This is a genomic window from Streptomyces sp. CA-142005 (assembly GCF_050942335.1).
Classification (GTDB): domain Bacteria; phylum Actinomycetota; class Actinomycetes; order Streptomycetales; family Streptomycetaceae; genus Streptomyces.
Genome location: NZ_CP192078.1, coordinates 7,260,134 through 7,277,113, shown reverse-complemented (window position 1 = coordinate 7,277,113; position 16,980 = coordinate 7,260,134). Strand labels below are relative to the sequence as shown.

The 16,980-nt window shown below is 71.3% G+C and carries 15 protein-coding genes and 1 pseudogene; 3 read left to right on the top strand and 13 right to left on the bottom strand.

Annotated elements, in window-relative coordinates; translation table 11 throughout:
* Positions 1-22: 22 nt before the first annotated feature.
* The 11 genes from ACQPXS_RS33905 to ACQPXS_RS33855 form a co-directional block, all read right to left on the bottom strand.
* On the bottom strand, positions 23-1,549 hold the full coding sequence (locus ACQPXS_RS33905) for a SagB/ThcOx family dehydrogenase (RefSeq protein WP_433453183.1): 1,527 nt from the start codon (positions 1,547-1,549) through the stop codon (positions 23-25).
* Positions 1,546-3,837 (bottom strand): TOMM precursor leader peptide-binding protein, encoded by a 2,292-nt coding sequence (locus ACQPXS_RS33900; protein WP_433453182.1) that lies wholly within the window; start codon positions 3,835-3,837, stop codon positions 1,546-1,548. The genes ACQPXS_RS33905 and ACQPXS_RS33900 overlap by 4 nt, the downstream gene beginning before the upstream one ends.
* A 50-nt stretch (positions 3,838-3,887) precedes the next feature.
* Entirely contained in the window at positions 3,888-5,993 is a 2,106-nt protein-coding gene (locus tag ACQPXS_RS33895) for an ATP-binding cassette domain-containing protein (RefSeq protein WP_433453181.1), read from the bottom strand.
* Positions 5,990-8,203, bottom strand: coding sequence for a peptidase domain-containing ABC transporter (locus ACQPXS_RS33890; protein WP_433453179.1), 2,214 nt, complete (start codon positions 8,201-8,203; stop codon positions 5,990-5,992). Before ACQPXS_RS33890 ends, ACQPXS_RS33895 begins: the two co-directional genes overlap by 4 nt.
* Complete coding sequence (locus ACQPXS_RS33885; protein WP_433453177.1) at positions 8,203-9,441, bottom strand: cytochrome P450; 1,239 nt, start codon at positions 9,439-9,441, stop codon at positions 8,203-8,205. Before ACQPXS_RS33885 ends, ACQPXS_RS33890 begins: the two co-directional genes overlap by 1 nt.
* Before the next feature lie 126 nt (positions 9,442-9,567).
* Positions 9,568-9,741 (bottom strand): hypothetical protein, encoded by a 174-nt coding sequence (locus tag ACQPXS_RS33880; RefSeq protein WP_433453176.1) that lies wholly within the window; start codon positions 9,739-9,741, stop codon positions 9,568-9,570.
* A 46-nt stretch (positions 9,742-9,787) separates the two neighbouring features.
* Positions 9,788-9,958, bottom strand: coding sequence for a thiocillin family RiPP (locus tag ACQPXS_RS33875; protein WP_433453175.1), 171 nt, complete (start codon positions 9,956-9,958; stop codon positions 9,788-9,790).
* 31 nt (positions 9,959-9,989) lie between these two features.
* Positions 9,990-10,148, bottom strand: a complete 159-nt coding sequence (locus ACQPXS_RS33870) for a thiocillin family RiPP (protein WP_433453173.1) — start codon at positions 10,146-10,148, stop codon at positions 9,990-9,992.
* A gap of 61 nt (positions 10,149-10,209) precedes the next feature.
* Positions 10,210-10,371 carry a RiPP peptide gene (locus ACQPXS_RS33865; RefSeq protein WP_433453172.1) on the bottom strand — a complete coding sequence of 54 codons (162 nt, stop codon included), beginning with the start codon at positions 10,369-10,371 and terminating at the stop codon, positions 10,210-10,212.
* Positions 10,372-10,430: 59 nt separating this feature from the next.
* Complete coding sequence (locus ACQPXS_RS33860) at positions 10,431-10,565, bottom strand: thiocillin family RiPP (RefSeq protein ID WP_433453170.1); 135 nt, start codon at positions 10,563-10,565, stop codon at positions 10,431-10,433.
* A 422-nt stretch (positions 10,566-10,987) separates the two neighbouring features.
* Positions 10,988-11,173, bottom strand: coding sequence for a hypothetical protein (locus tag ACQPXS_RS33855; RefSeq protein WP_433453168.1), 186 nt, complete (start codon positions 11,171-11,173; stop codon positions 10,988-10,990).
* 340 nt (positions 11,174-11,513) lie between these two features.
* Here ACQPXS_RS33855 and ACQPXS_RS33850 point away from each other — a divergent pair.
* A pseudogene (locus tag ACQPXS_RS33850) lies at positions 11,514-12,605 on the top strand (helix-turn-helix domain-containing protein).
* On the opposite strand, the gene ACQPXS_RS33845 reads toward ACQPXS_RS33850, so the two are convergent.
* Complete coding sequence (locus tag ACQPXS_RS33845) at positions 12,582-13,958, bottom strand: FAD-binding oxidoreductase (protein ID WP_433453167.1); 1,377 nt, start codon at positions 13,956-13,958, stop codon at positions 12,582-12,584. The pseudogene ACQPXS_RS33850 and the gene ACQPXS_RS33845 overlap by 24 nt on opposite strands.
* A gap of 112 nt (positions 13,959-14,070) precedes the next feature.
* Between ACQPXS_RS33845 and ACQPXS_RS33840 the strand changes: the two genes are divergently transcribed.
* Positions 14,071-15,219 carry a zinc-binding dehydrogenase gene (locus ACQPXS_RS33840; protein WP_433453165.1) on the top strand — a complete coding sequence of 383 codons (1,149 nt, stop codon included), beginning with the start codon at positions 14,071-14,073 and terminating at the stop codon, positions 15,217-15,219.
* A gap of 36 nt (positions 15,220-15,255) precedes the next feature.
* Here the strand turns inward: ACQPXS_RS33840 and ACQPXS_RS33835 are convergent, their stop codons facing one another.
* Positions 15,256-16,224, bottom strand: a complete 969-nt coding sequence (locus ACQPXS_RS33835; RefSeq protein ID WP_433453164.1) for an antibiotic biosynthesis monooxygenase — start codon at positions 16,222-16,224, stop codon at positions 15,256-15,258.
* 115 nt (positions 16,225-16,339) lie between these two features.
* Here ACQPXS_RS33835 and ACQPXS_RS33830 point away from each other — a divergent pair, with 115 nt between their 5' ends.
* Positions 16,340-16,906, top strand: a complete 567-nt coding sequence (locus tag ACQPXS_RS33830) for a nucleoside deaminase (protein ID WP_433453162.1) — start codon at positions 16,340-16,342, stop codon at positions 16,904-16,906.
* The last annotated feature ends 74 nt before the right edge of the window (positions 16,907-16,980 follow it).

The window sequence follows — 16,980 nt, the reverse complement described above, 5'->3', positions numbered from 1 at the left end:
TTCCTCTCACTGTGTCCGAACGTCAGGGCAGCAGGCGCCGTACGTCCTGCTGCCACTGCGGGTCGTTTCCGGGCCGCCAGTCGGCGGCGCCCCGGGCACTCTCCGGGACGGGCCGGACCTCGGGCGCGCTGCCCAGCAGGAACTCGCCGACGGCGGACTCCCGCAGCGGGTCCAGTCCGAAGGCGCGCTCGGCGAGTGCGGAGTTGCCGCTGCCCAGCCCGCACGCGGCCAGCCCCATGGCCGTGGCGACCAGGTACATCGTCTGGTAGAGCACACCGACGTGCTTGAGGGTGACGGCATAGGCGATGGACTGGTACTTCCACGACAGCCGCTGGAAGCGGGAGGTCACCGTGCACAGCACGTCGGGCACCGCCTCACCGCCCGTCGACAGCGAACCCAGGTCGATCAGCTGCCGCCGGATCTCCGGGTCGTCGTTGACCAGGCGCAGGGCGTGTTCAGCGGCGTCGTAGTGGTAGACGCCCGGCGCCAGGCCCGCACAGCGGCGCACGGTCAGGTACAGCTCCAGCTCGTAGGCGGCCCCGCCGCAGGGGTAGGGGCGGGTGGAGCCGGCGTACGGCATCTTCTGGTCGGGACGCGGGCCGTAGACGCCACGGACCCGGGCCGTCCGGTACAGGAACTCGCCCAGCTGGTCGATGTGCAGCGGCTGTTCGCCGTAGGCGCGGATCGACTGCCGGCCCTCCATCACGGCGACCAGGCTCGGGTCCCGGGAGAGGATGTCGTCGAGCCGCGGCCGGTGCAGCGGGATCGGCTCGCCGGCCGGGGCCGGCCGCACCGGGGGCAGCGGCTCGATGGTGCCGACGTGCGGGAAACGGCCGCCGTAGGGCTCGTCGGTGCGGCCGAGCCGGCTGCGGGAGTGGAAGTACAGGTCGTGCACGTCCCACTGGCGCAGCACCTCGTCGTCGTCCGCGGCGAAGTGGTCCCCGTCGGCGTCCCGGGTGCCCGCGTCGGCGAAGGAGGCGCCGACCAGGTGCCCGAGCAGTTGGGCGACGGCCTCGGCGGGCAGCCCGGGGCGGGCCAGCTCGGCGGCCGTGGCGGTCCCGGCGAGCGCGCTCACCACGGCGGCCGCGGCCGCCGACCGCACCACGCAGCGGTACGCGGTCAACGGCGTCTCCAGCACCAGGGCGCCCTCACGGCGGCGCAGCAGGGTGAACTTCGACAGCCGCACGGGCCGGTCGGGGCCGACCGGAACCAGGGTGTACGGCTCGACCGGTGCCGTGGCCTCGACGGACAGGTGCGCGGTGCCGTCCAGCAACTGGGCGCGGGCCAGGAACGGCGCGATGCGCTCCAGCACGCGCGGCAGCTGACGCCGCTCGCGCTCGTCGAGTCCCTCGGTGAGGGCACCGGACGGCACGGCCTCGCGGGTGAGCCGGTGCAGCAGGCCGATGATGCCGGGGGTGACATGGGTGAGCCGGTAGCCCGTCTGGTTGCGCAGGCCCAGCAGGACGGTGCTGTCGCGGTGTTCGCAGACCACGCCCTGACGGAAGACGGTGCCCTCGGTGAGCCGGGTGGGTTCGATGGTGGTCGTCACAGGAACATCGCAATCGGGTTGAGGTCGGACTCGGTGGGCTTGTGGTCGAGCCAGCCCAGCTCGACGGGCACGTCGTACAGCCGCCCGGGCGCGTAGCGGGGCCAGAAGTGGCGCATGCCGGGCACGATCACCCGGGCGACCGGCAGCCCGATGTCGACGCGGGTCTGGTCCAGGACGAGCATCTCCAGGCCCTTGTCCTCGACCGCGCGTTGGGCCAGCAGCACGTCGTCACGCAGGTCCGCCGAGATGTGCGGGGCGTAGTCGGCGGCGGTGCGCACGACGCCGTCGGCGGGCAGCAGATAGGGCTGGGTCTGCAGGGTCGCGGTACGCCACCAGTTCAGCTGGTCGGGATCGTCGTAGGCGTAGCGGCCGGTGCCGTCGGCGCGGACGCCGATGACGGCGGGCAGGAACTGGTTCATCTCCGACAGGGCACGGCCGATGGCGATCCGCACGTCGAAGTGGGAGCCGAGGGCGAACAGGATGTCCTGGACGGGCTTGTCGGTGCGGTAGGAGACGGCGACGACGGTCGGGATACCGAGGTCGTTGGTGACGTCCAGCACCCACGTCTCGCGGTTCAGCGACCGGTACCGCTCCTGCCACTGCCGGAAGTAGGGATCGTCGAAGCTGTCCAGGTCGATGCGCGGCATCCGCAGCCGGTGGTACCACCACATGGCGACGCTGTCCCGCTCGACCAGTTCGAAGAAGCCCTGCAGGATCGCGTCCTCCAGCGTGGTGCCCGCCGCGCAGCCGTTGGAGTTGGCCCCCGCGTTGTACAGCCGCTGCTCGCTCGCGTACGAGAAGTACAGGGCGGAGGTGGGTAGGTACTTGTGCCGGCGCTCGGTCAGCGACCACACCGGGGACCACTCGACGGGCGCCTCCGGGTCCATCGGCGGGGTCACCCAGTGGAAGTGCGAGGGCCGGGCGTTCCACTCGGCGCGTTCGGCGAACTGCCGCTCGCTGTACAGATGCAGGGCGTTGGGCTCGATGGCGTCGTCCGGGCCGAGTTCGGCGTAGGAGGCGGTGATGCGGGCCTCGTCGCCGTGGAAGACGCCCGAGTACCGCTCGATGGCCTCGCCGAGGGCGCTGGCCCGGGCCTGGAGGTCGCTGATGCCCTTGCCGGAGCTGGCGCTGCGCAGTCCGGCCCGCAGGTCGGCCGCGTTGGCCATGGGCACGGCGAAGTTCTGGCCGGCGGTGTAGGTGTGCAGGCCCTCCACCTCCAGCGGCACCTTCACCAGGCTGCTGACCGGACCGCTGATCGGACTGACCAGGTGCTGGTAGGTGTCGAGGAACTCCTGCGGGTCCTTGGCCCGGTGGCCGCCGTCGGAGGCGACGGCCTTGCCCCGGCTGGTGAGTTCGACCGGCCGGCGCTGCCGCGCCGCCTGTAGCTCGGGGTCGCCGCACTCCGGGCACTGCGGGCGCCGGGTGACGGGGTGGGCTTCGGTGCGCGCGGTGAGCGTGTCCAGCGAGGTGACCTGGTCACGGGGCAGCTCCAGCCGGGGCGAACTCACCGCTCCGGCAAGGAACTTGGCGGCCTCGAGCGCCGCCAGTCCGGTGCCGAGGCGGACGGTGCCCGGCAGGTCGGTGACCGAACCGACCAGCGGGCCGGTCAGCACCCCGCGCTGCCGCAGATAGGAGGTCAGCATGTGCTTGTTGGCGAGGCGGATGCGCAGGCACTCGTGGCAGGGGCCGTCGCCGGGCCGGAACACCGGGCCGGTCCACACCGTGGAGCCGACCGGCTTGACCGGCAGCCAGGGCCTGCCCTCCGCCAGGAAGCGGCGGTTCAGCTCGGTGAGTTCGGGACGCAGATAGTCGTCGGTGAGGACGACGGTCAGCGCGCTGTCGGCCGGGCCGGTGACGGTGAGACCGACGGATTCGGCGGCCTCCTCGAACCAGGCGCGGCGCACCTCGCCGACAGTGACGACGTCGACGTTCTTGGCGCCGTGTACGGCCTTGTCGCCGTCCACGCCGAGCAGTTCCCAGTAGCCGGCCGCCCGCGGGTCGGTGCCGGCGTCGGCCACGACGACATGCCCGGCGGCCACCAGCTTGTCCAGCGCCCGCTCCACACGCGCGGCCGGGAACTCGCCGTCGAGCGCCCGGACGATGTCGGCGCGGCTGTGGCCGCCCTGCAACAGCGGCGCCATCAGCTCGATCATGCGGCCCTCGAGCCGGATCTGCCCCGAGCGTTCGGTGGTCAGGTAGACGCCGTCGCCGTCGACGGTCGTGCTGCGCAGAAACCGCTTGAACCTGATCGTGGTCCGGGTGGTCGGCCCGGACTGCGTGGTTGCCATGTCCCCCTGTGCCTTTCTTGTCTGCGTACGGGCGCCGTGTGCGGGCCCGGTCACGTGAGCGCCGTCGCCACCAGCCGGGCGAACCGGCCGCCGGCGGCGACCAGCGAGTCGTAGTCCCCGCACTCGGCGATCCGGCCGTCGGCGACGACCGCGATCCGGTCGGCGCGGCGGATGGTGCTGAGCCGGTGGGCGACCACGACCCGGGTGATGCCGAGGGCGCCGACCGCCTCGCTGATCGCGTCCTGTGTGGCGTTGTCCAGCGCGCTGGTCGCCTCGTCGAGCAGCAGCAGCCGGGGCCGGCCGGCCAGCGCGCGGGCGATCAGCAGCCGCTGCAGCTGGCCGCCGGAGAACCCGGCGGTGCCGTCCGTGAGCCGGGTGTCCAGGCCCATGGGCAGCGCGGCGATGTCGGCGGCGACGCCGGCCAGTTCGGCCGCCCGCCAGGCATCGGCGTCCCCCAGCCCGGCCGTGGCGCCGAGCAGGACCGACCGGATGTCGCCGCGCAGCACCCGGGTGTCCTGCGGCACGTAGCCGATCTGCCGGCGGACGGCGTCCAGGTCCAGCTCCCGCAGGTCCCGTCCGTCGAGGCACACCGCTCCCGCGTCCGGGGCGTCCAGGCCGAGCAGCAGCCGCAGCAGGGTCGACTTCCCGGCGCCCGACTCCCCGACCACGGCGAGGAACTCGCCCGGTTCGACGGCGAGATCGAGCCCGTCGAGTACCGGCCGCCCGGCGTCCGGGTACCCGAAGGTGACCCCGCGCAGTTCGGCCCGCCCGGTCAATGGGCCCGGCAGGACACCGCCGGCCCCGGTCTCCGGAGCGGTGGACAGCAGCGGCTTGAGGCGGGCGTGCGTGGTGCGGACGGAGAACGCCGCCTGGAGCACCGCGGGCAGCCGGGCGAGGGCGAGGTTCAGCTGGACGGCGGCGAAGGACGCGGCCCACAGCCCTTCGGGTCCGGTGTGCCGCCACAGGGCCACCGGCAGCAGCGCCGTCAACGTCAGCGGCAACGTCGCCGCGATCAGCCCCGCGGACACCTCCGCGTACCGCAGACCCGCGTCGTCGGCCCGCTTCTGCGCCTCGTACACCTGGTGCCAGCGGCGCACGACCAGGTCGCCGGCGCCGTAGGCGCGGACCTCCTCGATGCCGAGCAGCGCCGGGTACACGGTGGCCTGCACGTCCTCGACCGCCTCGTACACCCGGAGGTCGTGCTTCTGCTGCCGCCAGGACAACTGCGAGACAGCGGCCAGCAGCAGCACCGCGACGGCCACCGCGACCAGCCCCAGCACGAGATCGACGACCATGAGCAGACCCACGGCCACCGCCGAGCAGACGGCGCCCAGCAGCGCGTCCAGGCCCGAAGCACCGAGCAGCCCGCGCAACCGGCCGATGCCGCCCGCGTGGTGCAGCAGCCGGGCGGGCGGGTAGGCGCGCAGAAACCGCGACGGCAGCCGCAGCACGTGGTCCCAGACGGCGGGCTCCACCGCGCCCTGGGCCGCGGTCTGGAGCCGGGCCGAGGCACGGTCGCGGGCCTCGCCCAGCAGCCGGCCGAGCGGTATGGCCGTGGCGACGGCGGCACACGCCCAGCCGAAGGCGGTGTCGTCGTCGGTCAGGACGGCGGTGAGCAGCAGCAGTGAGGTCACCGGGACGGCGAAGGCCGCGGCCGCGGCGAGCAGGCCGGTGACGACGGTGGCGGTGACGGTGCCGGCGGTGCCGTGGAAGGCGAGCCGCAGCAGCCGCCCGCGCACGCTGCCCTCCTCGGGCAGCCGGCGGCCGAGGACCCGGCAGCTCTCGTCCAGCCGCCGGATGTCACCGGCCGTGAGCAGCCGGGGCGAGCGGCGCCCCGGCGCGTGCAGCAGCCAGCGGCCGCGCCGGCCCGGCAGCAGGGCCACGGGGTGGCCGTCGCGGACCGCGAGCACGGGGCTGTGCGGCTGCCAGAGCAGCGCCTCGGCGAGAGGCGCACGCTGGACACGGACACCGCAGCGGGAGACGGCGACGGCGACCGGGTCGGCCCCGGACGGCGGCACGTCGGGGACGTCGCCCGGATCGGCTCCGAGCGCGGTGAGCAGCGGCAGCAGAGCGGCGCGTTGGGCGGCCCAGTCCCGAGTGGCCCCGTCGTCGGCGTCCCGGGCGGGAGGAGCCTGCCCGGCGGTCGTGGCGGTCATCGGGCCGCCTCCAGCAGCGTTCGATAGGCGCCCCGGCCCCGGGCGAGGTCGCGGTGCCGGCCGTACTGTGCGGGGCGGCCGGAATCGAGGAGCAGCACCAGGTCGTCGCGGCGGACGGTGTCGAGGCGGTGCGCCACGCTCACGGTCGTCGTGGCGCCGGCGCGCAGCCGGGCGTCGACACGGGCGGCGAGCGGGGCCTCCAGGGCGCTGGTGGCCTCGTCGAGGACGAGCAGCCTCGGTCGCCGGCACAGGGCCCGGGCCAGCGCGAGCCGCTGCCGTTCGCCGCCGGAGAAGTTCTGCGCGCCGGCGGCCACCCGGGCGGTGCCGGGCCCCCCGCGCCGGGCGACGACCTCGTCCAGGCAGGCGATCCGCAGGGCCTCTTCGACGAGTGGCGCCGGGATGGCGGGGTCGCCGAAGGCGACGTTCTCGGCGACGGTGCCCTCGAAGAACACCGGGTGCTGACTGACGTAGCCGACCGTGCCGGGCGGCAGCAGGCGTACGTCCGTCCCGTCGAGGGTGACGGCACCCGACCAGGGGGCGGCACCCCCCACCAGCAGTCGGACGAGGGTCGACTTGCCGCTGCCGGACGCGCCGACGACGACGAGCCGTTCACCGGGCTCCAGAGTGAGGCCGACGCCTTCCAGCAGCGGCGGGCGGTTGATGTCGTAGCCGAAGACGAGGTCCCGCACGGCCAGCCTGCCGGTGGGAGCGCCAGAGCCGCCCGGTGGCAGCGGCCCCGGAACGCGGGACACGTCCGCGTCCTGAGCCCCCGCTGCCGCCGCTGTGCCCTCTTCCGCTCCCACGACGTCCGCGTACGCGGCGAACCCGCCGCGCAGCGCTCCCGCTCGCAGAGCGCTGCCGCCGAGGGTGGCCGCGGACGCCTGAAAGACACCGGTCAGGGTGACGGCGGCCATCAGGTCGGGAAAGGTCAGGCTGCCGTGCCGCACCTCGAAGGCGCCCAGGATCACCGCGCCGGCCGAGACGGCCGCGTGCACGGCGGTGACGGTGCCCTCGGCGCGCTGAGCCGCGGCCGTGGCGTCCCGCTCGGCGAGCAGGCCCCGGGTGTGGGCGCGCTGCCAGCGGTCCAGCAGCCGAGCCGTGCCGGCCTCCGCCTTGAGCGTGTCCAGCATGCCGAGGCCGCCCATCAACTCCCCGTCGCGGGCGGCCTGTTCGGCCAGCACGACGCCCTGCCGCTCCTCCTCGTCCGCCGCCGACCGGCGGGAGACCAGGACGGCGAGTACGGTGCCGGTGAAGGCGAGCAGTGCGACGGCCGGCGCCAGCCACAGCAGCGCACCGGCCATCACCAGTGACGTGATCCCCGCGCCGAGCACGGGCACGGCCAGCGCCGTGAGCTGGTTGGCGAGAGTGTCGGGGAGCTGGACGCGGGCGGCGATACCTCCGGTGAAGCGCCGCTGGAAGAACGCCGGGGGGAGTCGCAGCAGGGTGCGCACGAACTCCGCCGAGCGCTCGGCGGAGACCGAGGCCAGAAGCGCCGACTGGAGCCTGTTCTGCAGCCAGCCTGCGCCGAGCACCGCGAGGGCCGCCCCGCCCATCGCCCACAGCGGCCACGTGGCCGTTCGCTGTGCCGCGCCGGTCTGGGCCGTCATCAGGGCGCGCAGCAGCAGCGCGGCGCCGAGCGCGGCGAGGGAGGCGAGGGCTCCGGCCACGGCGGCCGCGGCCAGCAGCCCGCGGTGCGGGTGCAGCCAGGAGCGCACGTGGTGCCGCAACCGCTCCGGCTCACCCCCGGGGGTGAAGTCCGCGGCGGGCGCGAAGACGAGCGCGATACCGGTGAAGTGGGCGCGGAACTCCGTGACACGGAGTCGGCGTCGCCCGGTCGCGGGGTCGTTGAGACGCACCTCCCCGGACTCGGTCACCTCGTCCAGGACGACGAAGTGGTGGCCGTCGACGAAGAGGATCGCCGGCGCCGACAGGCCCCGCAGCGCACGGACGTCGGCAGCGTCGTCACCGGTGAGCCGAACCCGCTTGCCACGGCCCTGCAGCCCGTAGTGCCCGGCCGCCCGCACGAGGGTGGCCGCGGTCAGCCCGTCCCGTCCGCCGCCGCACACCCTGCGCAGTTCGGGGAGCGGTACATTGCGTCCGTGCCAGGCCAGCACGGCGGCCAGACAGGCGGCACCGCAGTCGGCCTCCTCGGACTGCCGGACGTGCCGGGTGCGCACGGGCCGGGTGCGGCGGATCATGGGTGCCTTCATCAGGCGACCTCCGCCGCCGGTGACCGGCCGAGCCGTACGGGGAGTTCCGCCGGGCTGTTGAAGGTGAGTTCGGGCCGCCAGGACAGATCGCCCGGGGGGACGGTCAGGGTGACGCCGGTCTCGGCGAGCCGGCGCAGGGTCAGCTCCGCCTGGAGGCCCCCGAGTCCGGCGCCGAGGCAGAAGTACGCGCCGTGCCCGAAGGACAGGGAGGCGCTGTGGTTGCGGTCCCAGCGGAAGGTGAGCGGGTCCTCGAAGCGGCGCGGGTCGAGGTTGGCCGCGGCGAAGGACAGCAGGACGACGTCTCCGGCGGCGAAGCGCAGTGGTCCCCAGTGGGCGTCCTGTGCGGCGACCCGGGCCCCGAAGGTGACCGGGGTGAGCAGGCGGATCGATTCGTCCCAGGCCGGACCGGCCCACCGGGCGGGGTCCTCCTGCACCCGTCGCCAGTCGCCGGGCCGGGTCAGCAGGCAGGTCAGCGCGTTGGTCAGGCCGCTGGTGACGGTGTCGACGCCCGTCATGAACAGCAGCAGCACCATGTCGATGACCTCGTCGCGGCTCATCAGTCCGGCGTCGGCGGCCTGGTTGAGCTGGGAGACGACGTCCTTGCCGTCGCCGTGCCGTGCGTCCACGGTCTCGGCGACGTATGCGCGCAGCGCCCGGAAGCCGGCCACGGAGATCGGGTCGGCGTGCTGCGCCGAGCCGGGGAACGACTTCCCGAGCTGGGCGAGCAGCCCGCGCGCCCAGACGCCGATCTGCGGCCAGTCCTCCTCCGGGAGGTCGAGCAGGGCCGCGGTGACGAGGGAGGGGAGGGGTACGGCGATCTCGGTGACGAAGTCGAAGGGGGCACCGTCGCGAAGCGGGGCGAGCAGCCCGTCGACGATGCCCGTGATCCGTTCGCGCAGCCGTTCCACGGCGCGCCCGGTGAACTCCCGGGCGAGGACGCCGCGCAGCCGACGGTGGTCCTCGGGGGCGCGTACGGACATGGAACGGGCGAAGAACGCGGTGAAGTCCGGGTTGGCCTCGCGGACCTCGGCGGGGAACTCGGGGTTCACCATGGTGAAGGCGGGGTGGTTGCTGAGCTTGGTGACCAGATCATGCCGGGAGACCACCCACAGTCCGGGCATGTGCACGACCGGGGACTCGGTGGCGAGGCGGGCGAACAGGTCGGTGTTGTCCTCGGCGCAGTTCTCCCGCAGCGTGAACCAGCGCCAGACTCGGCGCGCACTCTCACTGGTCGACATGGTCCCGATTCCCCCGTGGTGCGGGCTGGTTGGACGGTTTGGTGTGGTGGACGTGGCAGGGCACCGGCCCCGCCGCCCGTGCGTGGGCCGAACGGCGGGACGCGGCACCTCAGTTCGGGCTGTGCGTCAGGTGGCGCAGCCGAGCGTGCCGAAGCACACCGGGCAGCCGGCGGAGCCGAGCGTGCCGAAGCAGTTCGTGCCGCCGGCCTCGGTCAGCTCCTCGATGGCGATGTCCTCGGTCACGAGGGCGTCGGCGTCGGTCTCGGCGTGGATCGCGTTGATCGTGTCGAGAGCGGTCATGGGTCACACCTCCTCTCCGGGAATGGATGGGTGGCCGATCGGTGCGTCAGTGCGAGCTGGCGGTTCCGACCGTGCCCGCGGAGCTGGGGCAGCCGGCGCAGCCGACGGTGCCGAGGCAGAGGCTGCCGCCGGTGGCGTCGCTCAGTTCCTCGATCGTGATGTCGTCGGCGTGCGGGGCAGGTTCTGCGCCCTGGACGAGCTTCTGCTCCTGGTTCATACGGGTTCCCCCTGGTGAATGACGGGCATGGTCAGTGCGACGTCGCGGTTCCGTACGAACCTGCCGAGCTCGGGCAGCCGAAGGTCCCGGCGGAGCCGACGCACCAGCCGGCGCCGCTGGCGTCGGACAGTTCCTCGATCGCCACGTCCTCGAACAGATCGAGGTCGGCGTCGCTGAGGGTCTCGTTCACTGTGTTCACCTCCCTTCCCACAGGGGCCGCCGTGGGGCAGCGGCCGGCTCGGGCGGTGCCGTCAGCTCCAGCTGAAGGCGGTGCCGATGCAGGCGGGGCAGGTCGTTGACCCGAAAGTGCCGCCGGTGTTGGTGGTGCCACCGGCACCGGCCAGGTCACCGAGCTCCTCGATGGCGATGTCGTCGAACTCCTCGACGACATCGATGCTCTCGACGTTGTTCATCGCGTTTCACCCCCTTTCTTTCTTCCGCGCGTGTGAAGGAAGTTCGCGGGCCGCCCGGATCAGCCGAAGCTGGAGGCGGTACCGGCGGAGCTGGGGCAACCGGCCGAGCCGATCGTGAACGCGGTGCCCGCACCGGCGGTCTCCGCGAGTTCCTCGATCGCGATGTCCTCGTGCATTTCCGGACCCTCGGTCATTTCTTCCATTTCTTTTCACCCCCTTTTTCGCGCGCATAAAGGCGCAGAATTCACTCCTGTTCGACCGCGAGGAAACGCGTGGAACCGCAGTCTCTGCGCGGGAACACGGAGTCATGATGCCGCGTCCCCATGGTGGGAACGGGCAAGCCTGAGCAAGCGCAGAAATGACACGTAATGACACGGGAAAACTGCGCGTTCACACGATGAATTCGAACCGCAGCCGAACGCAGGAAACGTTTCGTCCCGAAACCCGAGCACATCGCCGACGCGTCCTTCACGCGTCTTCCTCGCCGCACCGCACGGGTGGGCGGGGAGGCGTCGGTGTGCTGAGAGGTACTGCGGACGAAGGGCGCTGTGGACCCTGCGCGCAGCGCGCGCGGCGGGTCACTCGAGTGCCCGTGAAAACCGCCGGTGAACTGCGGTTACTTGATGAGGAAGACGACCAGCAAGCCGATCGCGATCACGGCAGCCGTGATGCCGAAGACGGGCACCCAGCCGCGCAGGTCTTCTCGGTAGCTCTGGTCACGGCCGCCGTCGGACCCGGCCGCCGCCGCGGCACCGATCGATCCGCTGTCGCCGCCGTGTCCTCCGGACTCGCCACCATGCATCGTCGTGCACCCCCGTGCAGAATTATCGTTGCCTTTTTTCAGCGCTGCCTTGTTTCAGCGCCGCCCATTCAGGCTTGATCGGCGATGGTCAGTCGCTCGACGCGTTGCCACACTACAAAGCCCGCAACGCGGACGCAACATACGTCACTTCGGCGGTCACCCTCGCCGCGTCCATCGCATCGCGACCTCACATGCGCCGAGCGTGGCGACATTTGGGACAAGATCGGGCAATGCATGTCCGGCAATCGCCGTACAGACGCGGAGTGGCTTCCCTGTGATCGATGGGACATAACCGGCGATTGACCTTTTCTTTACCGGTGCAATACTAACCGGGAGCCGGATGTGCGAATTTCAACTTCCCCTTATGGAAAAACCTCAGAGAAACCTCAGATCGAGTGGGCGGTGGCGTCTGCGATACCTGCGGAGCAGGTACAGGAGTGGATGTGGACCGCCGCCGGCAATGCTCCGGCGGCCTCTTCACGTGTGTCCTGGCCTCAGACGTCCGTTGTCAGTCCCCCCTGCCATGGATGACTGCTCCGCGCATGGGTGGTTCTTCCTTCGGTGCGAGGTTCGGGTCTGCCGCTGTCGTCGCTTGCGTACGGCCGCTCCGTCGAGCCTCACACCGGGAGGCAGGCGCACGGCCAGGCTGCCCGACACCGGCAGTCCCCGCCGGGTGACCGGGCTGCGCCGCGAGGAGGTCGCCCAGCTCGCCGGCATCAGCACCGACTACTACACCCGTCTCGAACAGGGCCGCATGCAGGCGTCCGCGCCGGTCCTGGACGTCCTCGCCCGCGTCCTGCACCTGGACGACGACGAGCGCGGCTGCCTCTTCCAGCTCGCCGGCAAGCCCACCGTCCGCGCCCGGCGCCGCGGCCGGCAGAAGATGCAGCCGCAGCTCCAGCGCGTGCTGGACGACCTCACCGCCACCCCGGCCATCGTGCAGGGCCGACGCGGCGACATCCTGGCCTGGAACGCCCTGGTCACCGTTTTCTCCCGCCTCCCGGAGAAGCACCGCAACTACCCGCGGATCCAGTTCACCGACCCGGCGAGGCGCACCCCGTACGCCGACTGGGAGACCTCCGCGCAGATCTCCGCGGACCAGCTGCGGATGGAGGCGGCGAAGTACCCGGACGATCCTCGCCTGATCGAGCTGGTCGGTGAACTCTCCCTGTAGGACAAGCAGTTCGCCCAGTGGTGGGGCGACCACCGCGGCGCGGCCCGCACCGTCGGCACGAAGACCCTCAACCATCCGGTCGTGGGCGAGCTCGTCCTGGACTGGGACACCCTCACCACCAACACCGACCCCGACCAGCACCTGACCGTCTGGACCGCCGAGCCCGGCTCCCCCACCCACGAACGGCTCCGTATCCTCGCCTCCTGGGCCACCGACCAGACCGGACCTGTGGCGTTACGGCACGGCCTCGTCCGGTGACAGGTAGGAGCAGAAGACGCCGTCCGGGTCGTACCGCGTCCTCAGGCTCCGCAGGCGCTGCCAGTCGCCCGCGGTGAAGGAGCGGCGGGCACGGGACGGTGCCGCGGTGAGGTCCGCCTCGGCGATGTAGTGCCCCGTCCCGAACGGCTCCACCCTGCGCATCGCTTCCCGCAGCCAGCCGGTGTTGGCGGCGTCCTGGCGGGGGTCGTCCCAGACGGCGTAGGGAACGACATAGCTCTGTCCGAGCACCGAGAAGGCCATGTCGGGCGGCGGCCGGCCTGCCGGCGAGAACGGTGCGAGGACCAGCGATCTGTGCGAGGGGGCCGAGTCGACGACATCCGCGAGCTCGCCGAGCAGCGTGGGGAAGCCGGCGTCCGACCACAGGGTGTCCGCCGCATAGCGCAGTTGCGGAGGCCACAGGGCGGCGGCGGAGTCGTACAGGGCCTTGAACGTCGTCGGCTCGTCCAATCGGCGGGAGAGGGAGCTCTGGCGCAGGGGGCAGTGGCGCAGCGGCAGCAGGAACGCGTCGGCTTCCTCTCGCGACGCGGCGAAGGCGGTACCGGTGACGGTCACCCCTTTGGGACCCGGCTTCGGACCGAGGTCGACCGTGCCGAGGGAGAAGCTCAACTCGACGTTCGGGGACAGCCCTGCGGCCAGCTCGGTGGCCCAGTGCGTCACCTCGGTGACGTTCGCGAGGGGGAAGGTCCACCTCGTGCTCGTGATCGCGCCGGGGCTGGGATACAGCCTGAGGCGGAAGGCGGTGACCGCGGCGAAGAAGCCGGGACCCGCTCCCCGGCCCGCCCAGAACAGGTCCCTGTGCTCGCTCGCGCTGCAGGTGACCGGCTCCCCGTCGGCGGTCACGGCTTCCAGCCCCTCGACACTGGCGCACGCCGGCCCGCGGGCGCCGGAATTCCAGCCGAGACCTCCGCTGAGGAGGTATCCGCCGACGGCGACGGACCCGCAGTGACCTGTGGGGAAGGCGAGTCCGTGACGGCCGAGTTCCGCGGTGAGCTGCCCGCCCGTGACACCGGGCTGTACCGTCGCCGTCGCGGAGGCGGGGTCGACGGCGCAGCCGCGGAGCCCGGACAGGTCGATGAGCATGCCCCCGTCGCGCAGGGACGATCCGGACCAGTTGTGTCCCCCCGACCGGATGGCGACCTGGAGGCGCTGGGACCGAGCCAGGCGCACCGCTTCCACGACATCACCGGCCGACGCCGCGCGGACGATGACGTCCGGGAACCGCGCCGGTGTCAGCGCGTTCCACACGACGGCCCGGCGGATGTCTTCGTAACCGGCGTCGTTCCGCCCTACCGACAGCCCCTCGAGACCGCGAATCTGCGTGTGGCGGCTCATCCTGCGCTCCTTGCCCCGGCATCCGCGGTCCGCTGCACGCCCTCGGGCGGCGAAGTTGCGGAGACCGCCGTTGTATACGACGCTGAAAAGACGTTGTTTACGCCATTCAGTGATGAGCCAGGGCGGTTTGGGCCTTTCCAGCCTACCTCGCAGCCCGCAGCGAAACGACCGGTGGCGGGCAGGGATTGCCACGGACACCATGAAATCCTTCGTCATGAGGAACGTCGGCGAGGTCGCCGTCCTCGACAAACGTGTTCCGGAACCGGGACCGAATGACGCCGTGGTGCGTACGACCACCGCGATGATCTGCAGTTCCGACGTCCATACGGTGAGGGGAGCGATCCCGGTCGCCCCCGATGTCACCCTGGGGCACGAGGCCGTGGGAACGGTCCATGCGCTCGGCTCCGCGGTGGAAGGACTCGCCGAAGGCGAACGCGTGGCGGTGGGTGGAGTCACGCCCTGCTTTCAGTGCGAATTCTGTCAGCGCGGCCTGTCCTCGCAGTGCGGGGGCGAAATGATGGGCGGAGCCAGGTTCACCGTGCGGAGGGACGGCAGCCTGGCGGAATACTTCCTCGTGAACAACGCACAGGCGAATCTCGCTCCGATTCCCGAGGCCCTGTCCGACCACCAGGCCCTGTACGCGACGGACATGCTGTCGACCGGATTCGTCGCCGCCGAACACGCCGAACTCGACTTCGGGCAGACCGTCGCCGTCTTCGCTCAGGGAGCAGTGGGTCTTTCGGCCACCATCGGGTGCCGGCTGCGCGGCGCAGGATTCGTCATCGCCGTCGAATCGCGGCCCGAACGGCAGGAACTGGCCCGTCACTTCGGCGCCGACGTGATCGTCGATCACACGCGCTGCGATCCCGTCGAGCGGGTCCTCGAACTGACGGACGGGCAGGGTGTGGATGCGGCCATCGAGGCGCTGGGCACTCCGGGCACCTGGGAAGCGACGTTCCGCGTCACCAAGCCGGGCGGCCACATCTCCAACGTCGGCTACCACGGCGAAGTGCCTGAACCGCTGAGGATCCCGCTGGAGCCCTTCGGATACGGCATGTCCGACAAGCATGTCCACGCCGGGCTGAACCGAGGGGGCAGGGAGCGCCTGACGCGGATTTTCCGGCTGATGCAGCACGGCAGGGTGGACCCCACTCCGATGACGACGCACGCGTTCGGCTTCGACGAGGTCGAGCGGGCATTCCGGATGATGGAAGCCGGGGCCGACGGCATCATCAAGCCACTGATCCACTTCGGCGGTTGACGGCGGGGGTTTGGCTGTTGACGGCGGGGCACGCGCTCAGACGGTGAGCCCGAAAACCACGAGGAGCGCCGCGTAACACACCGCCACGACGGCCGCACCCGCCAGGTCGGTGCGGCGCGAACGCGGCCGGTCGGGTGCCAGCCAGAAGGCCAGGGCGCGGTTGACGACCAGCGGCATCAGAAGCCAGGTCAGAATCGCGACACTCAGCACGTTGGAGATGAACAGGCCGAGGTACCCCGGAACGTCGGCATGCGTGAGGGCGCGCCCTACCGTGAGGTTGAGCACCATGACGGTGGGGTAGAGCGCGAGAAGAACGGACATGGCCTGCTTCCAGTTGGGCGGGACACCCGCCTGCTCCCCTTCGCCGAAGCGGAACCATCCGCTGAAGGCCGACGCGATCTCGCGCACGTCGTAGTCGGCGACGGAGTCGCGCCCCTCGTCCAGCAGTTTCCTGCGGACATCCGACTGCAGCCACTGGTCGAGGTGTTCACGGGTGTCGAACCGGAACACGACGACCCAGCGGTCCTGGATGCCCTCGACCGGCGCGAAGAGTTCGGACCCCATGAAACCCGGGTACTTCTGCTGGGCCTTCAGGACCTTGTCCTGCCAGCGCTCGAAGTCCTGCTCGCGGCCTGGCCGCACGGTGTGGGAGACGACGGCCGTCACGGCCTCCTGAGCGGGCTGCCCTCCGTGCAGCACCTCCTGGGAGGGCTCCTCCTCGAACAAGTCGTGGCCGTCGTCGAGGAGTTGCCGGCGCGCAGCCGACCCGAGCCAGGCGCTCAGCCGGTCGACGTCCGAGAAGCGGAACACCACGACCCACTGGTTGTCGTCGGCGGAGTCGGGCGGGTACAGCTCCGTTCCCTCGAAGCCGTCGAAGACCCGTACGGCCCGGTTCACCCGCTCCTGCCAGCGTTTGTAGTCCTCCTCGCGACCGGGGACGACCTTCTGCGAGGTCACCACGGTTGCTCCGGCTCCACCACGGCCGCGGTTTGCGCTGGCGCTCATACGAGGTAGCCTAATCACAAAGGGACTTATAGAACAAATGGGGGAAAGGCAATCAAACAATCGTAGACCGGTGAAATCGATCGAATGCCTAAGCTGGGGCGGAGCGGAGGGCGTCATGGGTCACACGGAGTTCCTGACGGAAGCGGTACGGCTGGCCACGGAGTCGGTGGAGCACGGCTGGGGCGGCCCGTTCGGCGCCGTGCTCACCCGGGATGGCGAGATCATCGCCCGTGGGCAGAACCGTGTCCTCCTGACCGGCGATCCGACCGCACATGCCGAGGTGGAGACCATCCGCAAGGCGTCCCAACTCCTCAACCCGCAGGCGCCCACCATCCCGGAAGAGCACCACAACGAGGGCACCCTGGAATACGTCCAGCGCCCCGAAGGCTCCCCCGACCCGGTCCCGGAGCGGGCCCGGATGCTGCAGGGCTGTTCGATCTACATCAGTGGCGCACCGTGCCCCATGTGCATGAGCGCCATCTACTGGTCGCGCATCGACAACGTCTACTTCAGCTGCGACCTGGAAGCCACCCGGAAGATCGGCTTCGACGACGCCTTCCAGTACGAGGACTTCCAGAAGCCGCTGGACCGGCGCCGGATCCACATCGAGCAGATCCACCCGGAGCTGGGCGCGAAGGCATACGAAGCCTGGGAGACGAAGCCCGACCGGCACGCCTACTGACGAGAGCCGAGGCAAGGCCGCAGACTTGATGAGCCATCAGAGCGGGCGTCACATGAGCGTCACGACTGCTCTGC

Bases quoted from the DNA above. Each gene is read 5' to 3' on its own strand.
- ACQPXS_RS33875 (WP_433453175.1), bottom strand. From the start codon at position 9,958: ATGAACCAGGAGCAGAAGCTCGTCCAGGGCGCAGAACCTGCCCCGCAC.
- ACQPXS_RS33830 (WP_433453162.1), top strand. From the start codon at position 16,340: ATGGGTCACACGGAGTTCCTGACGGAAGCGGTACGGCTGGCCACGGAG.
- ACQPXS_RS33900 (WP_433453182.1), bottom strand. From the start codon at position 3,837: ATGGCAACCACGCAGTCCGGGCCGACCACCCGGACCACGATCAGGTTC.
- ACQPXS_RS33880 (WP_433453176.1), bottom strand. From the start codon at position 9,741: ATGACCGCTCTCGACACGATCAACGCGATCCACGCCGAGACCGACGCC.
- ACQPXS_RS33835 (WP_433453164.1), bottom strand. From the start codon at position 16,224: ATGAGCGCCAGCGCAAACCGCGGCCGTGGTGGAGCCGGAGCAACCGTG.
- ACQPXS_RS33845 (WP_433453167.1), bottom strand. From the start codon at position 13,958: ATGAGCCGCCACACGCAGATTCGCGGTCTCGAGGGGCTGTCGGTAGGG.
- ACQPXS_RS33885 (WP_433453177.1), bottom strand. From the start codon at position 9,441: ATGTCGACCAGTGAGAGTGCGCGCCGAGTCTGGCGCTGGTTCACGCTG.
- ACQPXS_RS33890 (WP_433453179.1), bottom strand. From the start codon at position 8,203: ATGAAGGCACCCATGATCCGCCGCACCCGGCCCGTGCGCACCCGGCAC.
- ACQPXS_RS33860 (WP_433453170.1), bottom strand. From the start codon at position 10,565: ATGACCGAGGGTCCGGAAATGCACGAGGACATCGCGATCGAGGAACTC.
- ACQPXS_RS33865 (WP_433453172.1), bottom strand. From the start codon at position 10,371: ATGAACAACGTCGAGAGCATCGATGTCGTCGAGGAGTTCGACGACATC.
- ACQPXS_RS33840 (WP_433453165.1), top strand. From the start codon at position 14,071: ATGAGCCAGGGCGGTTTGGGCCTTTCCAGCCTACCTCGCAGCCCGCAG.
- ACQPXS_RS33855 (WP_433453168.1), bottom strand. From the start codon at position 11,173: ATGCATGGTGGCGAGTCCGGAGGACACGGCGGCGACAGCGGATCGATC.
- ACQPXS_RS33895 (WP_433453181.1), bottom strand. From the start codon at position 5,993: ATGACCGCCACGACCGCCGGGCAGGCTCCTCCCGCCCGGGACGCCGAC.